We start from the raw sequence: 17,822 nt of genomic DNA on the forward strand, positions 1-17,822 counted from the left end.
TTCTGACAACAATAGCAGAACGGGCGACAGGCTTGAATAGGGCGGCGACTTAGTCTGCGAGTTCAATCTGACCGCTGATGCTGGTCGTAAGCTGGCTTTCACCTGCCTCGATGGGTGCCGGTGCAGCCTCGGCCATCATGGCGGCACGGGCCATGTAAACTTTGGGCATCGGCCCTTGAGCTCCTTGCTGGATACTCATCGTCTTGATCTTCCAGCTCTTGCCGAATTGCTGGCCAATCAAGGCTGCTCTTGCCTGAAAAGCCTGCAGTGCATCCTTGAGTACTTCATCCTGGACCTTCTGACGCGTTTCCGGCGAGGGCATCTGCGACAACTCGCCCACTGCCAGACGCATCTGCTGCAACTGCCCCACCAATTCCGACATGGCGGCCGCATCACGCGACTCCAGGATCAGTTCGCTACGCATGCGCCAGGTTTCAATACGCCGTCCCTGCCCATAAACGGGATACGTCGTCTGCTGACCACTCTTGACCGTGATGCCGCTCTTGGCCTTGGCCTGCTTCAGGGCCTCGGCAACTTCCTGATTGACCTTGCGCGCCAGATCGCCGGGATTGCTCCCGTTGGCTTCGCTGTACACCGTGGCACGCACCATATCGTTCGCCGCAGGCCGACTGCTATCGACCGAGAGATCAATCAAGGGGCCGGCAAAGGCCGGGGCTGCGCACAGACCGCAAAGGGCAAGCAATGTCTTCATGAATGTACTCCTGAGAACGAGCAGGCAGGCTGCTCTGGAAAGAACATCATAATGACCGCCACGATCGCCGTCCTGAGCAAATGCGTAAGGATTTGTATCCATCCTTGGGCTGCCCGGAGCGATGGCCAATTTGATCCAAATTCGATGCCATCCAGATCGCGCCCCCTATAATCCTGTGCTTATGGAGAATCTGCCCCTCGCCCACCATCTGGCACTCAACGCTGCACGCCATCCGGATGCGCCGGGCCTGATCTATGGTGCCGAGTCCCTGAGTCTAGGCGCACTCCTGGCGGCATTGCGACGGACAAGCGCCATCCGCTTTCGCCGCACCGCCCCCGTCCTCGCTGTCGGGGCTCGCCGCCACCTGTTTGAACAAACGCTGCTCGCCAGTCTGGCTGAACGTCCCTTCTGGCCACAGGAACGCGCTACGCCGCTAGCGATCTCACCGCTGCCCGAATGCGCCCTGATGCTCTCGACCAGCGGCACGGAAGGCCGTCCCAAAGTCGTTCAATTGGGGCTGCGCGCCCTCAATCAGGCGGCCCGTGCAGCCAATGAACGACTCCCCATCGGACCGGGTGATGTCTGGCTGCATTGCCTGCCCCTGATCCACATTGGTGGCCAGATGATTCTCTGGCGCTGCTACATGGCCGGTGCGGGGATCTGCCTCACGGCACAATTCGATGCCTCGGAGATCGCGCATTGCCTTGCCCGTCATCCCGTCAGCCACCTCTCCCTGGTCCCCGCCATGCTCGCGAAGTTGCTGGATGCCGGCGTGCGCCCACCAGCGAGTTTGCGCCATGTCCTGATCGGTGGCGCTGCACTCCATGCCGCCCTGTTTGCACGCGCCCAGGCAGCCGGATGGCCGCTGCACCCCAGTTACGGCATGAGCGAAACGGCGGCCCAGATTGCTTCCTGGACACCACAAGATGGCCCCTGGCAACCGGGTCTCGCCGGTCGACCGTTGCCGGGAGTCGAAATTCGGCGTAACCCCGAAGGACGCATCGAGATTCGCGGCACACAGCGTATGCTCGGCTATCTGGGAGAAGCGCGCCTCCCTGACGATGCCTGGTTCACCACGGGCGACACGGGCTACCTGGATGAGGCAGGTCGCTTGCATATCCAGGGACGGGCCGACGACATCCTGATCAGCGGCGGGCGCAACATTCACCCGCAGGAAATCGAAGATGCACTCAGCCACCATGCCGGTATTCGCGATATCGCCGTCACGGCCCTGCCCGATCCAGTCTGGGGAGACAGCCTGATGGCGCTGTTCGTCGGTGACAGCAACCCGGCTCAACTGGCCGAATACGCAGCCCGGCACTTACCCCCGCCCTTGCGCCCGCGCCGCTACCTGCAACTGGACAGTTTGCCGCGCAATTCAGCGGGAAAGCTGATGCGCATCCAGCTCAAGCAACTCGCCGCAGACAACGCATGATTGCCGACCTGCAAAACCAGCTGCGGGCTCTTTCGACGCGTCAGCGCTTCAGCAAACTGGCGGCTGCTGCTCCGCCCGGCACACCGCTGAGCATTGCCATTGACCTGCCGGACACACCCGACCGGGCTTGGCTACAGTGCTGGCAGCCAGGCAACCAGCCTTTCTGGTTCCATGCTCGCCCAGGTGAGGGCCGTATCCTGCTCGGCGTGGGCCAGGCCTTCTTGCTGGACAGCGAAGGCCCGCAACGCTTCGCGACCTTGGATCATGCCTGGCGTGCGGTATGCCACGCCTGGCGTCATGAAGCAGATACGCCTGTCCGGCAGGCATTCTGCGGTTTTGCTTTCAACCCTGAACGCAACAATGCTTGGCCCAATGCCCGTCTCGGCATCCCCACCCTGCTGATTGAGCAGCAAGAGAACACCCTGCGCGCCATCATCACCCTGGCGGCGGGCAATATTGAAGTGGGTCTGAACAGCGCCATCGCATTGCTGACACCGGCCCAGCCCCCCTATCCACTTCTGCCTCAACGCATGCTCCGGATTCGGGATTCGGCGGAAGAAGCGCGCTGGCTGGCACGTACCCGCCATGCCTTGAGCGACATTGAAAGTGGCCTGCTGGCAAAGCTGGTGCTCTGTCGCGAGATTCGGCTCAGGCATGATCAGCCGATCGCCCCCATGCGTCTCCTTGAGACCCTCTGTGCCGAGCAGCGCGATGCCACGATCTACGCCCATGGCACCGGGCACGAGACATTCCTCGGCGCCACGCCCGAATGCCTGCTCCGATTTTCGCAGCAGCAACTCGAAACCATGGCCTTGGCCGGAACGGCCTGGCAGGACTCCCCGCCGCTCGCCAGCGACAAAAATCGCCACGAACAGTCCCTGGTCACCGAGGCCATTCTGGGTGCCCTCGCGCCGCTGGTCACCGGACTCGAACTGTCTCGCCCGGAGGCAGCGCCAGCAGGTATGCTGACTCACTGGCGAACGCGCATCAGCGGACAACCCCGCCCTGGCGTGCGCTGCCTGACGGTGCTCGACGCGCTCCATCCCACGCCCGCCGTCGGCGGCTTTCCTTCGCAGCCAGCCCAGCGCTGGCTGCAGCGACACGAGCCCGCCCGCACAGCCTGGTACAGCGGCGGTTTTGGCCTGCTTGGCAGCGATGGCAGCGGTGACTTCTCGGTTGCGCTACGCTCAGCCCTGCTCCGTGGGGAGCAGGCGTATCTGCAGGCGGGCGCCGGCATCGTGGCCGGTTCCATCCCGGCGCAGGAGCTGGCGGAAACCAATGCCAAATTCGGTACCCTGTTGCACGCTCTGGGATTGCCCACCGAAACACGCAGAGAACAGCACGCAGTCGAGGAAAGCGCCTAGTTTCCGGCAGTATTTCAGGATGTCATCATCCTGAAACATCACCGCAACAAAATGCGGCTCGCCGGGCATATACTGTCCGGATCCCCGGAGCGTACGAATGACCATTGCACAGCTGACCCCCCGTTTCCCGACCGAAAACTACCTCAATCGCGAACTTGGCCTGCTGGCCTTCAACCGCCGCGTCCTGGCACAAGCCCAGGATGAGCGCGTCCCCCTGCTGGAGCGCCTGCGCTTCCTTTGCATCGTATCGAGCAATCTGGACGAGTTTTTCGAGATTCGCGTCTCCGGACTGAAAGAACAACTGCGGGCCCGTAGTTCGGCGGTCACGACCGATGGCAAAACGGCACAGGAAGCCTTCCGTCAGGTGAGCACTGAAGCGCACGCCATGGTCGCCGAACAATATCAGCACCTGAATGAAATCATTCTGCCCATGCTGGCCGAGCAAGGCATCCGCTTCCTTCGCCGTTCCACCTGGACGGAGGCTCAGCGCGAGTGGATCCGCAACTATTTCCATCGCGAGATGGTGCCGGTGCTCACCCCGATCGGATTGGACCCCTCCCATCCCTTCCCGCGCGTCCTGAACAAGAGCCTGAATTTCGCGGTCGAACTGGAAGGCAAGGATGCCTTCGGCCGAAGCTCGAACATCGCCATCGTGCAGGCGCCGCGTGTACTCCCCCGCGTTATCCAGTTACCGGAAGACCTCTCCGGCTGTGCACACGGTTTCGTTTTCCTGTCGTCGATCCTGCATGAATTCGTCGATGAGTTGTTCACCGGCATGACGGTACTCGGCTGCTACCAGTTCCGGGTCACCCGCAACTCCGACCTCTTCGTCGATGAGGAAGAAGTCACCAACCTGCGCACCAAACTCCAGGGCGAACTGCCGCAGCGGCATTTCGGTAACGCCGTTCGCCTGGAAGTCGCCAACAACTGCTCGCAAGCCATCACGGAATTCCTGCTCGCCCAGTTCGAACTGAAGGAAGTGGACCTTTACCGCGTCAATGGCCCGGTTAACCTCGTCCGCTTAATGCAGGTTCCGGATTGGGTCGACCGTCCGGATCTCAAATTCCGCGCCTTTGCGCCTGGTTTGCCGAAAGGGCTGACCAAGGGCGTCGGCATTTTTGACAGTATCCGTCAGGGTGACATCCTGATTCACCACCCCTACCAGAGCTTTGCGCCGGTCATTGAACTGCTCTCGCAGGCAGCAACCGATCCCGCCGTGGTCGCCATCAAGATGACGGTCTACCGTACCGGCACCGACTCGGTCCTCATGGAGTCCCTGATCCGGGCTGCCCAGAACGGCAAGGAAGTGACCGTGGTCGTCGAACTGATGGCCCGTTTTGATGAAGAAGCCAACATCAGTTGGGCCACCAAGCTCGAACAGGTTGGCGCCCATGTCGTCTATGGGGTGGTGGGCTATAAAACCCACGCCAAGGCGCTGCTCATCGTGCGTCGGGAAGAAGGCGGCCTGAAGCGCTACGCCCATCTTGGCACCGGCAACTATCATCCGCGTACGGCACGGCTGTATACCGATTTCGGGCTGTTGACCGCCAATGAGGAAGTCACCCACGATGTCGCCGAGGTGTTCAAGCAACTCACCGGCCTGGGCAAGGCACGCACCCTGAAACAGCTCTGGCAGGCTCCATTCACCTTGCAACCGAATGTGGTCATCGCCATCCAGGCAGAGGCAGAGGCGGCCAAGGCTGGCCGCAAGGGTCGAGTCGTCGCCAAAATGAACTCCCTGCTCGAACCGGAAGTCATTGATGCGCTTTATCAGGCGTCGCAGGCCGGTGTTGAAATTGATCTCATCGTCCGCGGCGTCTGCGCCCTGCGCCCGGGCGTTCCCGGCCTATCGGAGAACATCCGGGTGCGCTCCATCATCGGTCGCTTTCTGGAACATCACCGGATTTTCTACTTCCATGCCGACGGCAAGGAGCAGGTCTATCTCTCGTCTGCAGACTGGATGGAACGCAATTTCTTCAAGCGCATTGAGCTTGCCTTCCCCATCCTCGATCCAAAACTCAAGAAGCGGGTGATCAACGAAGGCCTGAAGTTCTATCTCGCCGACAATCAACAAGGCTGGGACATGAACAGCCAAGGCCAGTACCAACGTCGTCGCTCGGCCCGTGCCAAGCCGCACAGTGCACAAAGCGAATTGATGCTGACACTGGGCAATCTCTGAGCAACAATCCGACATGCTGAACCGGGCGTGCCGCAAGCACGTCCCGAGTTCAGATAGAATCGCGTGCTTCCTGCCTTTTCTTACACCGCACCGATGCTGTCCCGCCTTGCCTTACCGCTGCTTCTGGCCACCCTGCTGGCCGCGTGTGCTTCTGCTCCGGCACCGGCTTATCGCAACGAAGCATTCGATGCCGAAACGCCCTTCCAGTTTCACAGCGATCTGCCGCCCCTCGTCCTCTGCGAACACGGCAAGCGGGCCCTGCTGAGCCAAGGTTACGAAGTGGACGCTTCCGCCCCGCTCAATCTGCGCGGTTCAAAATTTTTCCAGCCGCAGAGCGAGCATCAGGTGCAATTGCGCCTCACGCTGGTCTGCCTGCAAACGGGCAAGGACAGCACGCTGTACGCGAATGCCTTGCAGACCCGCTACGAGCTGAAATCCGGCGGCAGCAGCACCGGGCTGTCGGTGGCCGGCCTGGGCTCGATTTCCGTTCCCTGGCCGACGGACAAATCTTCGCTGGTCAAGGTCGGGGAGGAAACCATTTCCGACCCCGGCTTTTACCAAAGACTGTTCGTCCTGATCGATACGCTGAAGGACTGAGTTCGATCAGGCACGGCGAACGCCGACCACGCCCTCGATGTCGTGAATCAAGCCGAGGGTGCGCTGCAATTGCTGCAGGTTGCCGACCTCCACGGTAAAGCTCATGTGGGCCTTCCCCTGCTTCGACTGGGTATTCACCCCGACCACGTTGAGTTTTTCCTTCGTGAAAATTTCCGAAATATCGCGCAGCAAGCCCTGGCGGTCGTGCGCATCCACGACGATATCGGTTGCGAACACCCCGGTCGTCTGGGTTCCCCAGTCCGTCTCGATCACCCGCTCCGGATGCAAAGCCGCCAGATTGGCAAAATTTGAGCAATCCGCACGGTGAATGGAGACGCCCTTGCCACGGGTGATGAACCCCTGGATTTCATCCGGTGGTGCCGGTTTGCAGCAGCGTGCCAACTGCGTGAGCAACTTGTCGACCCCGACAATCAGGATGCCCTGATTGCCTTCAACCGGCTTGCTCGGCCGTGCCGTGACGGTATCCGGCGCCTGATTCTCGGCCGCCAGATCGCCCCCCCGCGCCACGGTCTGGAAATGACGCAGTTGCAAATCGCCCCGTGCGGCAGCGATGTACAAGTCGTCGGCCCGGGTAAATCCCATTTTCTGGGCCAGATCATCGATGTTCGCACTGGTCTGGCCGGCCCGCTGCAGTTCCTTGCCGATCATTGCGCGGCCTTCGGCCAGGGTTTCTTCCAGGGCCAGATTGGCAAACCAGGCACGCACCTTGGTCCGTGCACTCTTGGTATGAATGTAACCAAGCGAAGGATTCAACCAGTCACGCGACGGTCCACCGACTTTGGCAGTGACAATTTCGACCTGCTGCCCGGTCTCCAACGGCGTATTCAAGGGCACCAGCTGTCCCCCGACCTTGGCACCACGACAACGATGACCGAGATCGGTATGCACCCGGTAGGCAAAGTCGACCGGCGTCGCCCCTTGCGGCAGATCGACCACACGTCCCTGTGGCGTGATCACATAGATGGTTTCATCCAGCGCAGCTTGCTTGTAATGCTTGACCCAGTCCGAACTGTCGGTGACTTCATCCTTCCAGGTCAGCAGTTGGCGCAGCCAGGCAATTTTCTCGTCATAGCTGTCTTCGGAGGTCCGCTTGCTGCCTTCCTTGTAGCGCCAGTGCGCCGCCACGCCGAGTTCGGCATGCCGGTGCATTTCCCACGTACGGATCTGGATTTCCAGACTGCGCCCATCCGGGCAGCGGACAGCCGTATGCAACGAGCGGTAGTAATTGCCCTTCGGATTCGAGATGTAGTCATCGAACTCCTTGGGAATCGGTACCCACAGGTTATGGACGATGCCCAGGGCGGTGTAGCAATCCTTCAGGTCATCGACGATGATGCGCAGGGCACGGACGTCATAGACCTCGGAAAACTCCACGCCTTTTTTGCGCATCTTGTTCCAGATGCTGTAGATATGCTTCGGTCGGCCGTAGATCTCTGCCTGCTCGACCCCGCATACCCGCAGTTCGCTCCGCACTTTGGCCACGGCATCGGTGATGAACTGCTCGCGCTCGCTCCGCTTCTCGTCGAGCATCTTGGCGATTTTTTTGTAGGTCTCCGGATGCAGGAAACGGAAGGAAAGATCCTCCAGTTCCCACTTCAATTCCCAGACCCCGAGGCGGTTGGCCAGCGGCGAGTACAGTTCGAGGGTTTCCCGTGCGACCGGCACGCGCAGATCGTCCGGATTGGCCGCATAAAAGCGCAAGGTCTGAGTCCGGCTGGCCAGGCGGAGCAACACCACGCGGATATCCTCGACCATGGCCAGCAGCATCTTGCGCAGTACTTCAACCTGCGCCTTCATCTCTGCCGGATTGGTCTCATCCGATTCGATATTGGTCGCGACAAAGCCTTTGGTGATCGGGCGCAGCCTGTTCAGGCGGGAAATACCATGCACCAGATGCGCAGCCGCCTTGCCGAATTTTTCCTCGATATGCGTGACCGCATGTTCGACGTGCGATGGAATGGCGAAGAGAACAGCCGCAATACGGGACTCCGCGTCGAGCCGCAAACCGGCAATGATCAAGGCCATGCCCAATGCATGCGACCAGATACGTTCGCCACTACCCAGATTTTTGTCGCCGTAGACTTCCCATGCGTATTCGACTGCAGCACGAATACGCCCAGCCTCTTCCGGCGACACACCCTCGCATAAGGTGGCGAGGAACTGATCGAAGTTGCTCTGAGCGGCAACAGAATGAATGACGGAAACCATTCGTCAAATTATACGGCGCCCATCAGCGGAAATGCAGCCCTGATATCAATCAAGAATTTTTGTTAATTCTGATACGTTAATATAGGATAGATACGTTATCGCCCCAGTCTCTCCGCATGACAAAAAAATTCAGGACAGGGCTCAGCGCGTATCTGATCCTCCTGTTTTCCTTCTTTGGCTGTTTCGCCTGCGTACACTCGGCCATGGCCGATATTCGCATTGGCGTATTGGCCTACCGTGGCAATGATGTTGCGCTCAGAGAATGGCAAGGACATGCCGATTATCTGACCCGTCAGATTCCCGGCCAAGCTTTCCGGATCATGCCCCTTGGTTACACCGCAATCGAAGAGGCCGTTCGCACCGGCACCATCGATCTGCTGATCACCAATACGGGTCACTACACCGAATTGGAAGCCACCGGGCGTATCTCACGTGTTGCCACCCGCCTGATTGCTGGCCCGCAGGGCCCGCTCAATCATTTTGGCGGCGTGGCGATCACGCGGCCTGAACGCCTGGACTTGATTCATTACGCCGATCTCAAACGAAAAAGCCTGGCGATTCCCGATCGTTCGAGCCTGGGCGGCTGGCAAATGCACCTGCGGGAAGCCAAGGCACAGGGGCTGGACCTGGAAAAGGATGTCGCCCAGATCCAGGAAACCGGCAACCACGAAAAAGTCATCGATGCCGTCCTCAGCGGCAAGGCGGATGCCGGCTTCATCCGCGCCGACCTGATCGAATCCCTGCAAGCCGCCGGAAAATTACCGGCACACGCCCTGCGCATCATTGATGCGCGTCACACCTCGGGCTACCCGTTCCTGCACTCCACCCGACTCTATCCGGAATGGCCCCTGGCCCGCGTCGGCGATCTGCCCGAAGCGATCACCAAACAAGTCCTGATCGCCCTCCTCGCCATGCCCGCCGAGGCCGAGGCCGCAAAGCAGGCGCACATCCATGGCTGGACCCTGCCGCAGAACTATCAAACCGTCCACGACTTATTTCGCGAGACGCACCTCGGTCCCTATGCCAACCAGGAGGTCACCTGGCAGGACATTTTCAACACCTATGGCACGTACTTGCTGGGATGCCTGCTCGCTCTTGCCGGGGTCCTGCTCATGGGTATCCGGCGGATCATCGGCGACAACCAGCGCTTGCGCGAGCGCGAACAGGCCTTGCGCCTCGCTGCCGCCGTATTCCGCCATGCGGAAGAAGGCATCCTGATTGCGAACGCCAAGGGCGTCATCGTTGACGTCAACGACAGCGTCACCCGCCTGACCGGCTATGGGCGTGGCGAACTGATCGGGCAAAAGCCCCGTCTGCTCAGTTCCGGCATGCATGACACGGGCTTTTACCACGGACTCTGGAAAACCTTGCTGCAAGAGGGTTTCTGGCGTGGTGAACTGAAAAATCGGCGCAAGGATGGCAGCCTCTACACCCAGCACACCAGCATTTCGTCGATTCGTGATGAATCGGGCGAGACCACTCACTACATCGGCATGATTGCCGACATCACCGACGTCAAGGCCAACCAGGAAAAGCTGGAGCACATGGCCTATTACGACGCACTGACCGGCCTGCCCAACCGCGCCTTGCTGAGCGACCGACTGCATCAGGCGATTGCCCTCGCAGAACGCCACCAGCACCATTTTGCCATCTGCTATCTCGACCTCGACAACTTCAAGCCGATCAACGACCAGTGGGGACATGCCACCGGCGATCAGGTACTGGTCGAGGTCGCCCGCCGTCTGACTCATGCCTTGCGCCAAAACGACACGGTCTGCCGTCTGGGGGGCGATGAATTCGTCATCCTGCTCAATGAGCTGAGCTCGCCGGAGGAGATCAGCCACGCCCTGCAGCGCGTCCATGCCGCGCTGGATGCACCCTTGCAAGTCGGGGACACCTGGATGGCCATCAGTGCGAGTACCGGCATCACCGTTTACCCGGACGATGCCACCGATCCCGACATGCTGCTGCGTCATGCCGACCACGCGATGTACATCGTCAAACATTCCGGGCGGCGGCGTCAGATGCGTTACCGGCAGCACATGGCGGCGGTCGACAACGCCCAGGCACTGGAAATCGAACAGGCGTTCCGGGAACGGGAATTCGTCCTCTACTACCAGCCCAAAGTCGACATGCGCCAAGGCGAGATCGTCGGTGCGGAGGCGCTGGTACGCTGGCAACACCCCACCCGCGGCCTGCTGCTGCCGGAAAATTTCCTGCCCCTGATCGACACCCTGCACCGTCAGGCCGAGCTCGGTGAATACGTGATCCGCGAAGCACTTGCACAGATGACCGACTGGGCCAAGCGCGGACTGCAACTGGCCGTCAGCCTCAACATCGATGCGGTCCACCTGCAGCAAGCAGACTTTCCTGAGCGACTCGACCATCTGCTCGATGCTTATCCGGATGTGCTGCCGCCCCAACTGGAGTTCGAAATTGTCGAAACAGCCGCACTCCAGGACCTTGAACAGATTTCAGAGCGCATCGCAGCGTGTCGTCAGGTCGGCGTGCAATTTGCGATCGATGATTTTGGCACCGGCTACTCTTCGCTCTCCTACCTGAAGCAACTGCCGATGCAAACACTGAAGATCGACGGCTCCTTTGTCCAGAGCATGCTCGACAACCCGGACGATCTGGCCATCGTCGATGGCGTCATCGGTCTGGCCGGTGCCTTCCGGCGCCGCGTGGTGGCAGAGGGGGTTGCCACGATCGAACACGGCACGTTGCTGCTCAAACTCGGCTGCGAATGGGGCCAAGGCTTCGGCATCGCCCGACCGATGCCGGCGGCGGCACTGGCCAACTGGATACTCGAATGGAAACAGCCGGCGGAATGGCGGGTGGCCAATCGCTGGCCGAGCGGCGATCTCCCCTTGCTCACGGTGGAAATCGATCACGTCCGCTGGATTCGCCAACTGGAAACAGTCCTGATGTCCGACGACGAAACCCTGCCCCTGCCGCCCACCGACCCGCGCGACTGCCGCTTCGGTCAATGGCTGCGCGGCGATGGACGGGTCCGCTACAGTGGCATCCCGGCTTTCGAGCAAGTGCTCGAGCGCCATCTTGACGCCCATCGCTGCGGGCAAGAATTGCTGACCCTGCGGGCAGAGTCGCCCGTGGCAGCACGCGCCCGCATCAGCGAACTGCACCGCTGCAGGACCCGGCTGCTGGACAGTCTGCACCACCTGCATCGGGCCGTGATGCACCTGCCCGCCTGATGCGCTGTCCGGGCAAAACGGGCAGGCCGGCCTCAGGGTAAACGCGCCCGGCAGCCCCCGGCTTTTCAGGCATAATCGCCCACCATGCTGAAACGCTTCACCAATCCTTATCTGCTCCTGACCCTCACCGCCCTCTTCTGGAGCGGCAACATGGTGCTCGGGCGCGGCATCCGGGCCGACATCCCGCCCATGGCCCTGGCTTTCTGGCGCTGGCTGATCGCCTTTTTGCTGGTCCTCCCCCTGGCCCTGCCCCATTTGAAAAGCCAGTGGCCGCAGCTGAAGCAGGGCTGGAAACCCGTGTTCATCCTGGGGCTCTTGGGGGTCGGCGGTTACAACACCTTTGCCTATGTCGCCCTGCAATACACCGTGGCGACCAATGCTGTCCTCCTGAACTCCTTCATCCCCGTCGCCACCATTGCCATCTCCTGGGCTTTCCTGGGTAAGCACCTGCGCGGTCAGGAAGGCCTGGGTTTGCTGCTCTCCCTGATCGGTGCGCTGACCATCGTGGCACGCGGCGACCTGCAGGTGCTGACCCATCTCAACCTGAATATCGGCGACGTCTGGATGCTCGGTGCCGTGCTCATCTGGGCCATCTACACCGTGGGCCTGGCCTGGCGCCCGGCCGGCGTACACCCGATGCTGATGCTCGCGGCGTTTACCGCCGTCGGCCTGGCCGCACTGTTCCCGGCTTACCTGTGGGAAATGGCCAGCGGCCGGCACATCAATCTCTATCCGGGATCGCTGGCCGCCCTCGCCTACGTGGGCATTTTCCCGAGCTTCGTCGGCTACATTTTCTACAATCGCGGGGTAGCAGAGGTCGGCGCCAACAAGGCCAGTCTCTTCATCCACCTCATGCCGGTGTTCGGCACCCTGCTCTCTGCCGTGTTTCTCGGTGAGGTTCCCTTCTGGTATCACTATCTCGGCATCGGCCTCATCTTTGCCGGGATCTGGCTGACGATGAAAAAGGCCTGATGGGACTGTTCGACTGGTTGCGCCGGACGAAGCCGACAGCCATTTCCGATACCCTGTGGCAGTCGACCGTCGACAAACTGCCGTTTCTGCGTTGCCTGACGGTCGACGCGCAAAAACAGCTGAAAACGCTGACCGAAGCCTTTCTCGCCGAAAAGGAATTCACGGCGGCCGGGGGCCTTGTGCTCAGCGACGAAATCTGTGTCTCGATTGCCGCCCAAGGTTGCCTGCCCATTCTGGGACTGGGTTTGTCCGCCTACCGGGACTGGGTCGGGATCATCGTCTATCCCGATGAGTTCGTCGTGCAACGCCGCATCGAGGACGATCACGGCATCGTCCATGAACTCGACGATGTCTTGTCCGGCGAAGCCTGGGCCGGCGGCCCGCTGCTGATTTCCTGGCAGGATGCCCAGCTCAGTGGCCAGGCCGGCTACGAGGGCTACAACGTGGTGATCCACGAATTCGCCCACAAACTGGACATGCTGAACGGGGACGCCGATGGCATCCCGGCCCTGCATTCGGGTATCCGTGAAGCAGACTGGCTGGCGGTTTTCGATCCTGCTTTTGCAGACTTCTGCACGCGCGTCGATGCGGGGGAAGAAACCCGCATCGATCCCTATGCCAGCCAGGATGAAGGCGAGTTTTTCGCGGTGGCTTCGGAAACCTTCTTCGTCAGCCCCGCCCTCCTCAATACCGACTATCCCGCGCTCTACCAGCTGTTCTGCCGTTACTACCGGCAAGACCCGCTGGCCCGCGCCTGACGCTCAGCTGGCCAGCAGGAACTCCCGCACCAGGGCGATCTGAGCGGCATCCTGAAACATGGGCGCATGCCCCACACCCGGCACCTGTGCCAGCGCCGCACGCGGCCCCCGCTCACCCATGGCCTGCCAGGTGGGCTCGTCGAGCAGATCGGACTGGGCACCACGGATGACCAGGGTCGGACAGGCAATGGCGTCATACAAGGGCCAGAGATCGATATCCTGATCGACAAAGGCCTGGCGGAAAGGCACCGCGATCTGCGGGTCGTAGCGGAAACGCCAACGCCCATCGGCGCCCTGACGGACACTGCTTTCAGACAGCGCGCGCCATTGATCATCGGTGAGCGGACCAAACGGCGCACTGATCGCCCGGATGTAAACCTCGGCAGCCTCGTAACTCGGCCAGCTGGGATCGGCACCAACGTACTCGCCGATGCGGCGCAGGGCATCGGCCCGCAGCAAGGGGCCAACATCGTTCAAGACCAGGCGATGAATCGGCGTTCCCGGCTGCGCTGCCAGCGCCATGCCGATCAGCCCCCCCATGGACGTGCCCAGCCAATGGACATGGTCGACATTCAGACGGGCAATCAGCGTCACCATATCCGCCACATACTGGGGAATGGCGTACCCTGCCGGATCACGCAGATGGCTGCTCACGCCGCGCCCGACCACATCCGGGCAAATCACCCGGTAATGGCTGGACAAAGCCTGGGCCAGGACATCGAAATCCCGGCCATTACGCGTCAGACCATGCACGCAGACCAGCACGCGCGGGTTATCGCGTGCGCCCCATTCGGTATACGCCATCCGATGCAAGCCGGATGGACTGATGCACTGCACACCGCGTTGATTGATTGTCATGCTCCCCTCCTTCTTGTTGGTTTATGGGCTCACTCTATCACCGGCCATGCCAATACCGTGCACGCGCAGCCCGCGCACCTTCCAGACGAACCGCATCCGTACTCAGATGAATCCGCACACAGCCATCGGCATCCGTTCGCCAGAGACGGCTGCCCAACGCGACATGACGAGCCAGAACCAGCGGCGCAGGATGGCCGAAACGGTTGCGATAGCCCACGGGAAAGATAACGTCGCGGGCCCCCACGGCTGCCAGAAAGGCGGGCGTCGACGAGGTCCGCGAGCCGTGGTGCGGCACCAGCAACACATCCGCCGGCAATGCGGATGGCCAGGCCTGAAGAAGGTGTGCCTCGTCCTCGGCTTCGATATCGGCAGTCAGCAGCACATGCCGGCCGCCTGCAGAAATTCGCAAAACGCAGGAAAGATGGTTGCTTTTCAGGTTGACCGTCGGCGCGGCCTCGGCCGGATGCAAGACGGCAAATACCACACCGTCCCACTGCCAACGCTGGCCTGCAACGCAGCGTGTGCCGGCCATGCCGGCCACGGAGGAACGGACTTCATCGACCGGCAACGCTGACAGCACCGACGCAGCGCCACCCGAATGATCACTGTCGCGATGCGTCACCATCATCATATCGATACGATCCACCCCTTCATGGCGCAGATAAGGGACGACCACACGCTGGCCGGCATCGCTCTCCGGCCCATACAGCGGACCCGGATCGTAAATCAGCGCATGCCGGGTGGTGCGCACCACCACGGCCAGGCCCTGCCCGACATCCAGCACATCGATCCGCGCTTCACCCGGCGGCAAGCGCTGTGGCGGCCAGGCCAGCGCCGGGATCACCAAGGCGAGTCCGGCATAACGCCCCGGCACACCCCGGGGCAATAAGGCGACGATGACGCCCACTCCGGCCAGGATCGCCACCCAGAGGGGCGGGGCCGGGGCCTGCCAGACCGGCCACACGGCCAGCCACCCCAAGACCGCCATCAAGCCGGACAGGACGACATGTGCCAGAACCATCAGCGCCCCGCCGGGCAACAGGGAGGCCAGCAGTGCCAACGGCGTCACGACCAAACTGATCACAGGAATCGCCAGGGCATTGGCCAGCGGGGAGACCAGGGAAAACTGCTGGAACAACAGGAGCACGATCGGCAAGGAAGCCAGGGTGGCGGCCCATTGCACCCCTTGCCAGGCGAGCAGTTTCTGCCGCCAGTTCAATGCCTGTGCACGGACACCTCCGCCGATATAGAGCAAAGCGCCGACGGCACAAAAAGACAACCAGAACCCGGCAGACATGCCTGCCCAAGGATCCAGAACGAGCACGCAGCACAAGGCAAGGGCCAGTATCCGGCTGGGGGCGAGTTGTCGCCGCGCGAGCATGGCCAGGGCCGTCACCGCGAGCATGTAGGCCGTGCGCTGGGCGGGAATGGCAAATCCGGCCAAGGCAGCATAGCCCAGGGCGGCCGCGGCGGCCCCCAACAAACCGGCCTGCTGCGCCGGCCAGCGCAGGGCCAGGGCTGGGATGCGCCGCCAGCAAAAGCTGAGCAGATGCCCGAAGAGGGCCGCCACCAGGGTTACATGCAACCCGGAAATCGAGAATATAATGACAATGAAAACATAAATTATCTGGTGCTGCCATTCCTATTGCCTACTCCTACATTCGCTTTTCCACGCCTGAGCAGCTAAAGGGTGATTCACTTCGCCGGCAAGCGGAAAAGTCAGAGAAATACGCAGAAGAGCACGGTCTGACACTCGACAACTCGCTAAATCTGCGTGATTTTGGCTTGTCAGCGTTTGACAAGTCGAACATAACCAAAGGGGCGCTCGGGAGCTTTTTGCGAGCCGTTGAAGACAAGCGAGTTAAGAAAGGCTCGTATCTACTTGTTGAACACTTAGATCGCCTATCCCGGGATCACGTCTTTGACGCATTACAGCAGTTCATCGCCATTGTTAATGCTGGCATCTTCGTGATCGGAATGACCTTGATAGGCCGCACGGGAACTTGGATGGATTGTTCGGGTTGAGATGCGGCCGTTACGGCAGGTTGAATTGTTGTGGCGGGCTTGGTTGCCATTTTGTACCTCCTGTGATTGATGACAATTGCATCCTATACAGACGGGCAGGAAAGTACATAAGCGGGTGAGCGTTGTTGCTGATGCCGTTAGTGGCTTGGGTTGGCGTCAGCTTTTGGGGTCACTTGCTCATCATTAGCAAGTTCCCATAGCACTGGCTCATAAATCACGAGTCGGTAGTTATCGATGCGCCAGCCGTGTTCAGGTTGATCGTCAAGGCCGACGTCGTGTTCATTCCAGAGATTTTTGAATACCTGCTTGTCGATGTCAGTGAATGCGTCGTCGAATTCGAATTGAGTCGATTCCAGTTCATCAAGTTCAGCACCCCAACCGAGATCGAGGTCGCACTCAATGCTGCCTCGTTCATTGCGCTTATCTTTGTCATTCAGGGGGAGGAAGCCTTGGCCGTAACTATAACGTTGCGTGATGGTGCAGGTACGGCCATCCTCGGCAATGACATCACAGGAAAAATCGATGGACTTCTTGTTGATGGGCGTGATTCGATAGAAGATACTCATCGCTGTGCTATTCCTTGCTGGATTGCTCGAAGTAGTCGAGGTAGTTGCCGATGATGTAGCGCAGCAGGTCTGGCGATGTCATTCCTTGTTTAGTGGCGGCAGACTTGATGCGTTCGATCTCGGAATTACGAACGCGCAGGCAGATAGGTTTGGTTTGGGCTGTTGGTTTCATTGCACGGTTCCTTGTTGGGCGCGAGAAGTTTCTGATGGCGATGGCGCGAATTCGCTGGAGATTATGAAATTGTCGTAGTTGCCACGTTTCCAGATATCCTTGAGGTCGTAAGAGATGACGCGTTGCAGGTCGGACTCGTCGTTGCCAATGCGTTGCACGTATAGACTGCCGGTTTTAACTTCATCGAGCCAGATCTGTTCGGCAAGTTCGGTAAATTTCTGGTGCCGTGTCTCGGGTAGCTTGGCGAGTAGGTGATAGTGCAGAAATTCGGATTCGGAACCGATTTCGGGAAAGGCGAAGAAGAACAGGCGCTGGTCATTGGGCTTCTTGTAGTAGTTGCGGCCAAATAGCTTGCGATCGATGAATGAGGCCCAGGTCTTGAGCTTGGCGGAGCCGGTACGAAGGCTGGTTTCTCGGTTGAAGTTGGCTGTGATGTGCCATTGCGGTTCAATGTCGAGAAGCATTGATTGAAGCGCAGGAGACAAAACGCTTTTCTTGTAGAAATTCGTCTCTGGAAGCACTGGATTTGGCTGATTTTGATGTTGGTTTGTCTGAAAATGATGAATTTGCATATGAGAGTCCTTTGATTTGGTTTGCATAGGCAAAGGAAATCCAATGCCGTGCGTAGTTAGGCGTATGTAGGTGTATGTTTTATTGGTACTTTTATATAGCGAGTAACGCATATATCCAGTAATCTTTCTATTTATTGCCCGAGTGATTACAAAATCCAAAAATATCTA

General features: G+C 60.0%; 15 protein-coding genes. 7 read left to right on the forward strand and 8 right to left on the reverse strand.

Going from position 1 to position 17,822, the window contains the following annotated elements; all coding sequences use genetic code 11:
• Positions 1 to 49: 49 nt before the first annotated feature.
• Positions 50 to 712, reverse strand: coding sequence for an SIMPL domain-containing protein (locus AACO21_RS03040; protein WP_346191014.1), 663 nt, complete (start codon positions 710 to 712; stop codon positions 50 to 52).
• A 181-nt stretch (positions 713 to 893) separates the two neighbouring features.
• Between AACO21_RS03040 and AACO21_RS03045 the strand changes: the two genes are divergently transcribed.
• The 4 genes from AACO21_RS03045 (at position 894) to AACO21_RS03060 (ending at position 6,287) form a co-directional block, all read left to right on the forward strand.
• Positions 894 to 2,147: an AMP-binding protein gene (locus tag AACO21_RS03045; RefSeq protein ID WP_346191015.1), complete on the forward strand. Its 1,254-nt coding sequence runs from the start codon at positions 894 to 896 to the stop codon at positions 2,145 to 2,147.
• A complete protein-coding gene (locus tag AACO21_RS03050; RefSeq protein WP_346191016.1) occupies positions 2,144 to 3,511 on the forward strand; it encodes an isochorismate synthase in 1,368 nt (455 codons plus the stop codon). The genes AACO21_RS03045 and AACO21_RS03050 overlap by 4 nt, the downstream gene beginning before the upstream one ends.
• A gap of 97 nt (positions 3,512 to 3,608) precedes the next feature.
• The gene (gene ppk1 / locus AACO21_RS03055) at positions 3,609 to 5,690 is read left to right on the forward strand and encodes a polyphosphate kinase 1 (protein ID WP_346191017.1); all 2,082 of its coding nucleotides are present in this window, start codon (positions 3,609 to 3,611) and stop codon (positions 5,688 to 5,690) included.
• A gap of 63 nt (positions 5,691 to 5,753) precedes the next feature.
• The gene (locus AACO21_RS03060; RefSeq protein ID WP_346191018.1) at positions 5,754 to 6,287 is read left to right on the forward strand and encodes a DUF2242 domain-containing protein; all 534 of its coding nucleotides are present in this window, start codon (positions 5,754 to 5,756) and stop codon (positions 6,285 to 6,287) included.
• Positions 6,288 to 6,293: 6 nt separating this feature from the next.
• Here AACO21_RS03060 and AACO21_RS03065 read toward each other — a convergent pair whose 3' ends face one another.
• Positions 6,294 to 8,516, reverse strand: a complete 2,223-nt coding sequence (locus AACO21_RS03065) for a bifunctional (p)ppGpp synthetase/guanosine-3',5'-bis(diphosphate) 3'-pyrophosphohydrolase (RefSeq protein ID WP_346191019.1) — start codon at positions 8,514 to 8,516, stop codon at positions 6,294 to 6,296.
• Positions 8,517 to 8,719: 203 nt separating this feature from the next.
• On the opposite strand from AACO21_RS03065, the gene AACO21_RS03070 reads away from it, so the two are divergent.
• From AACO21_RS03070 to AACO21_RS03080, 3 genes are all read left to right on the forward strand, one after another.
• Positions 8,720 to 11,731 (forward strand): EAL domain-containing protein, encoded by a 3,012-nt coding sequence (locus tag AACO21_RS03070; RefSeq protein ID WP_346191020.1) that lies wholly within the window; start codon positions 8,720 to 8,722, stop codon positions 11,729 to 11,731.
• A gap of 84 nt (positions 11,732 to 11,815) precedes the next feature.
• Positions 11,816 to 12,703 carry a DMT family transporter gene (locus tag AACO21_RS03075; protein ID WP_346191021.1) on the forward strand — a complete coding sequence of 296 codons (888 nt, stop codon included), beginning with the start codon at positions 11,816 to 11,818 and terminating at the stop codon, positions 12,701 to 12,703.
• Positions 12,703 to 13,461: a M90 family metallopeptidase gene (locus AACO21_RS03080; protein WP_346191022.1), complete on the forward strand. Its 759-nt coding sequence runs from the start codon at positions 12,703 to 12,705 to the stop codon at positions 13,459 to 13,461. Before AACO21_RS03075 ends, AACO21_RS03080 begins: the two co-directional genes overlap by 1 nt.
• 3 nt (positions 13,462 to 13,464) lie before the next feature.
• Here the strand turns inward: AACO21_RS03080 and AACO21_RS03085 are convergent, their stop codons facing one another.
• The 6 genes from AACO21_RS03085 to AACO21_RS03110 form a co-directional block, all read right to left on the reverse strand.
• The gene (locus tag AACO21_RS03085) at positions 13,465 to 14,319 is read right to left on the reverse strand and encodes an alpha/beta hydrolase (RefSeq protein WP_346191023.1); all 855 of its coding nucleotides are present in this window, start codon (positions 14,317 to 14,319) and stop codon (positions 13,465 to 13,467) included.
• 37 nt (positions 14,320 to 14,356) lie between these two features.
• Positions 14,357 to 15,946: a DNA internalization-related competence protein ComEC/Rec2 gene (locus tag AACO21_RS03090; RefSeq protein WP_346191419.1), complete on the reverse strand. Its 1,590-nt coding sequence runs from the start codon at positions 15,944 to 15,946 to the stop codon at positions 14,357 to 14,359.
• Between the two features lie 286 nt (positions 15,947 to 16,232).
• Positions 16,233 to 16,394 (reverse strand): hypothetical protein, encoded by a 162-nt coding sequence (locus AACO21_RS03095; RefSeq protein WP_346191024.1) that lies wholly within the window; start codon positions 16,392 to 16,394, stop codon positions 16,233 to 16,235.
• 87 nt (positions 16,395 to 16,481) lie between these two features.
• Entirely contained in the window at positions 16,482 to 16,910 is a 429-nt protein-coding gene (locus AACO21_RS03100; protein WP_346191025.1) for a hypothetical protein, read from the reverse strand.
• Between the two features lie 7 nt (positions 16,911 to 16,917).
• Positions 16,918 to 17,082, reverse strand: a complete 165-nt coding sequence (locus AACO21_RS03105; protein WP_346191026.1) for a hypothetical protein — start codon at positions 17,080 to 17,082, stop codon at positions 16,918 to 16,920.
• Entirely contained in the window at positions 17,079 to 17,654 is a 576-nt protein-coding gene (locus AACO21_RS03110) for a hypothetical protein (protein WP_346191027.1), read from the reverse strand. The genes AACO21_RS03105 and AACO21_RS03110 overlap by 4 nt, the downstream gene beginning before the upstream one ends.
• Between the last annotated feature and the right edge of the window lie 168 nt (positions 17,655 to 17,822).

The organism is Dechloromonas sp. ZS-1, from assembly GCF_039649255.1.
In the GTDB taxonomy this organism is placed as follows: Bacteria; Pseudomonadota; Gammaproteobacteria; order Burkholderiales; family Rhodocyclaceae; genus Azonexus.

Bases quoted from the DNA above. Each gene is read 5' to 3' on its own strand.
- AACO21_RS03080 (WP_346191022.1), top strand. From the start codon at position 12,703: ATGGGACTGTTCGACTGGTTGCGCCGGACGAAGCCGACAGCCATTTCC.
- AACO21_RS03100 (WP_346191025.1), bottom strand. From the start codon at position 16,910: ATGAGTATCTTCTATCGAATCACGCCCATCAACAAGAAGTCCATCGAT.
- ppk1 (WP_346191017.1), top strand. From the start codon at position 3,609: ATGACCATTGCACAGCTGACCCCCCGTTTCCCGACCGAAAACTACCTC.
- AACO21_RS03110 (WP_346191027.1), bottom strand. From the start codon at position 17,654: ATGCAAATTCATCATTTTCAGACAAACCAACATCAAAATCAGCCAAAT.
- AACO21_RS03105 (WP_346191026.1), bottom strand. From the start codon at position 17,082: ATGAAACCAACAGCCCAAACCAAACCTATCTGCCTGCGCGTTCGTAAT.
- AACO21_RS03050 (WP_346191016.1), top strand. From the start codon at position 2,144: ATGATTGCCGACCTGCAAAACCAGCTGCGGGCTCTTTCGACGCGTCAG.
- AACO21_RS03095 (WP_346191024.1), bottom strand. From the start codon at position 16,394: ATGGCAACCAAGCCCGCCACAACAATTCAACCTGCCGTAACGGCCGCA.
- AACO21_RS03075 (WP_346191021.1), top strand. From the start codon at position 11,816: ATGCTGAAACGCTTCACCAATCCTTATCTGCTCCTGACCCTCACCGCC.
- AACO21_RS03040 (WP_346191014.1), bottom strand. From the start codon at position 712: ATGAAGACATTGCTTGCCCTTTGCGGTCTGTGCGCAGCCCCGGCCTTT.
- AACO21_RS03065 (WP_346191019.1), bottom strand. From the start codon at position 8,516: ATGGTTTCCGTCATTCATTCTGTTGCCGCTCAGAGCAACTTCGATCAG.
- AACO21_RS03045 (WP_346191015.1), top strand. From the start codon at position 894: ATGGAGAATCTGCCCCTCGCCCACCATCTGGCACTCAACGCTGCACGC.
- AACO21_RS03070 (WP_346191020.1), top strand. From the start codon at position 8,720: ATGGCCGATATTCGCATTGGCGTATTGGCCTACCGTGGCAATGATGTT.
- AACO21_RS03085 (WP_346191023.1), bottom strand. From the start codon at position 14,319: ATGACAATCAATCAACGCGGTGTGCAGTGCATCAGTCCATCCGGCTTG.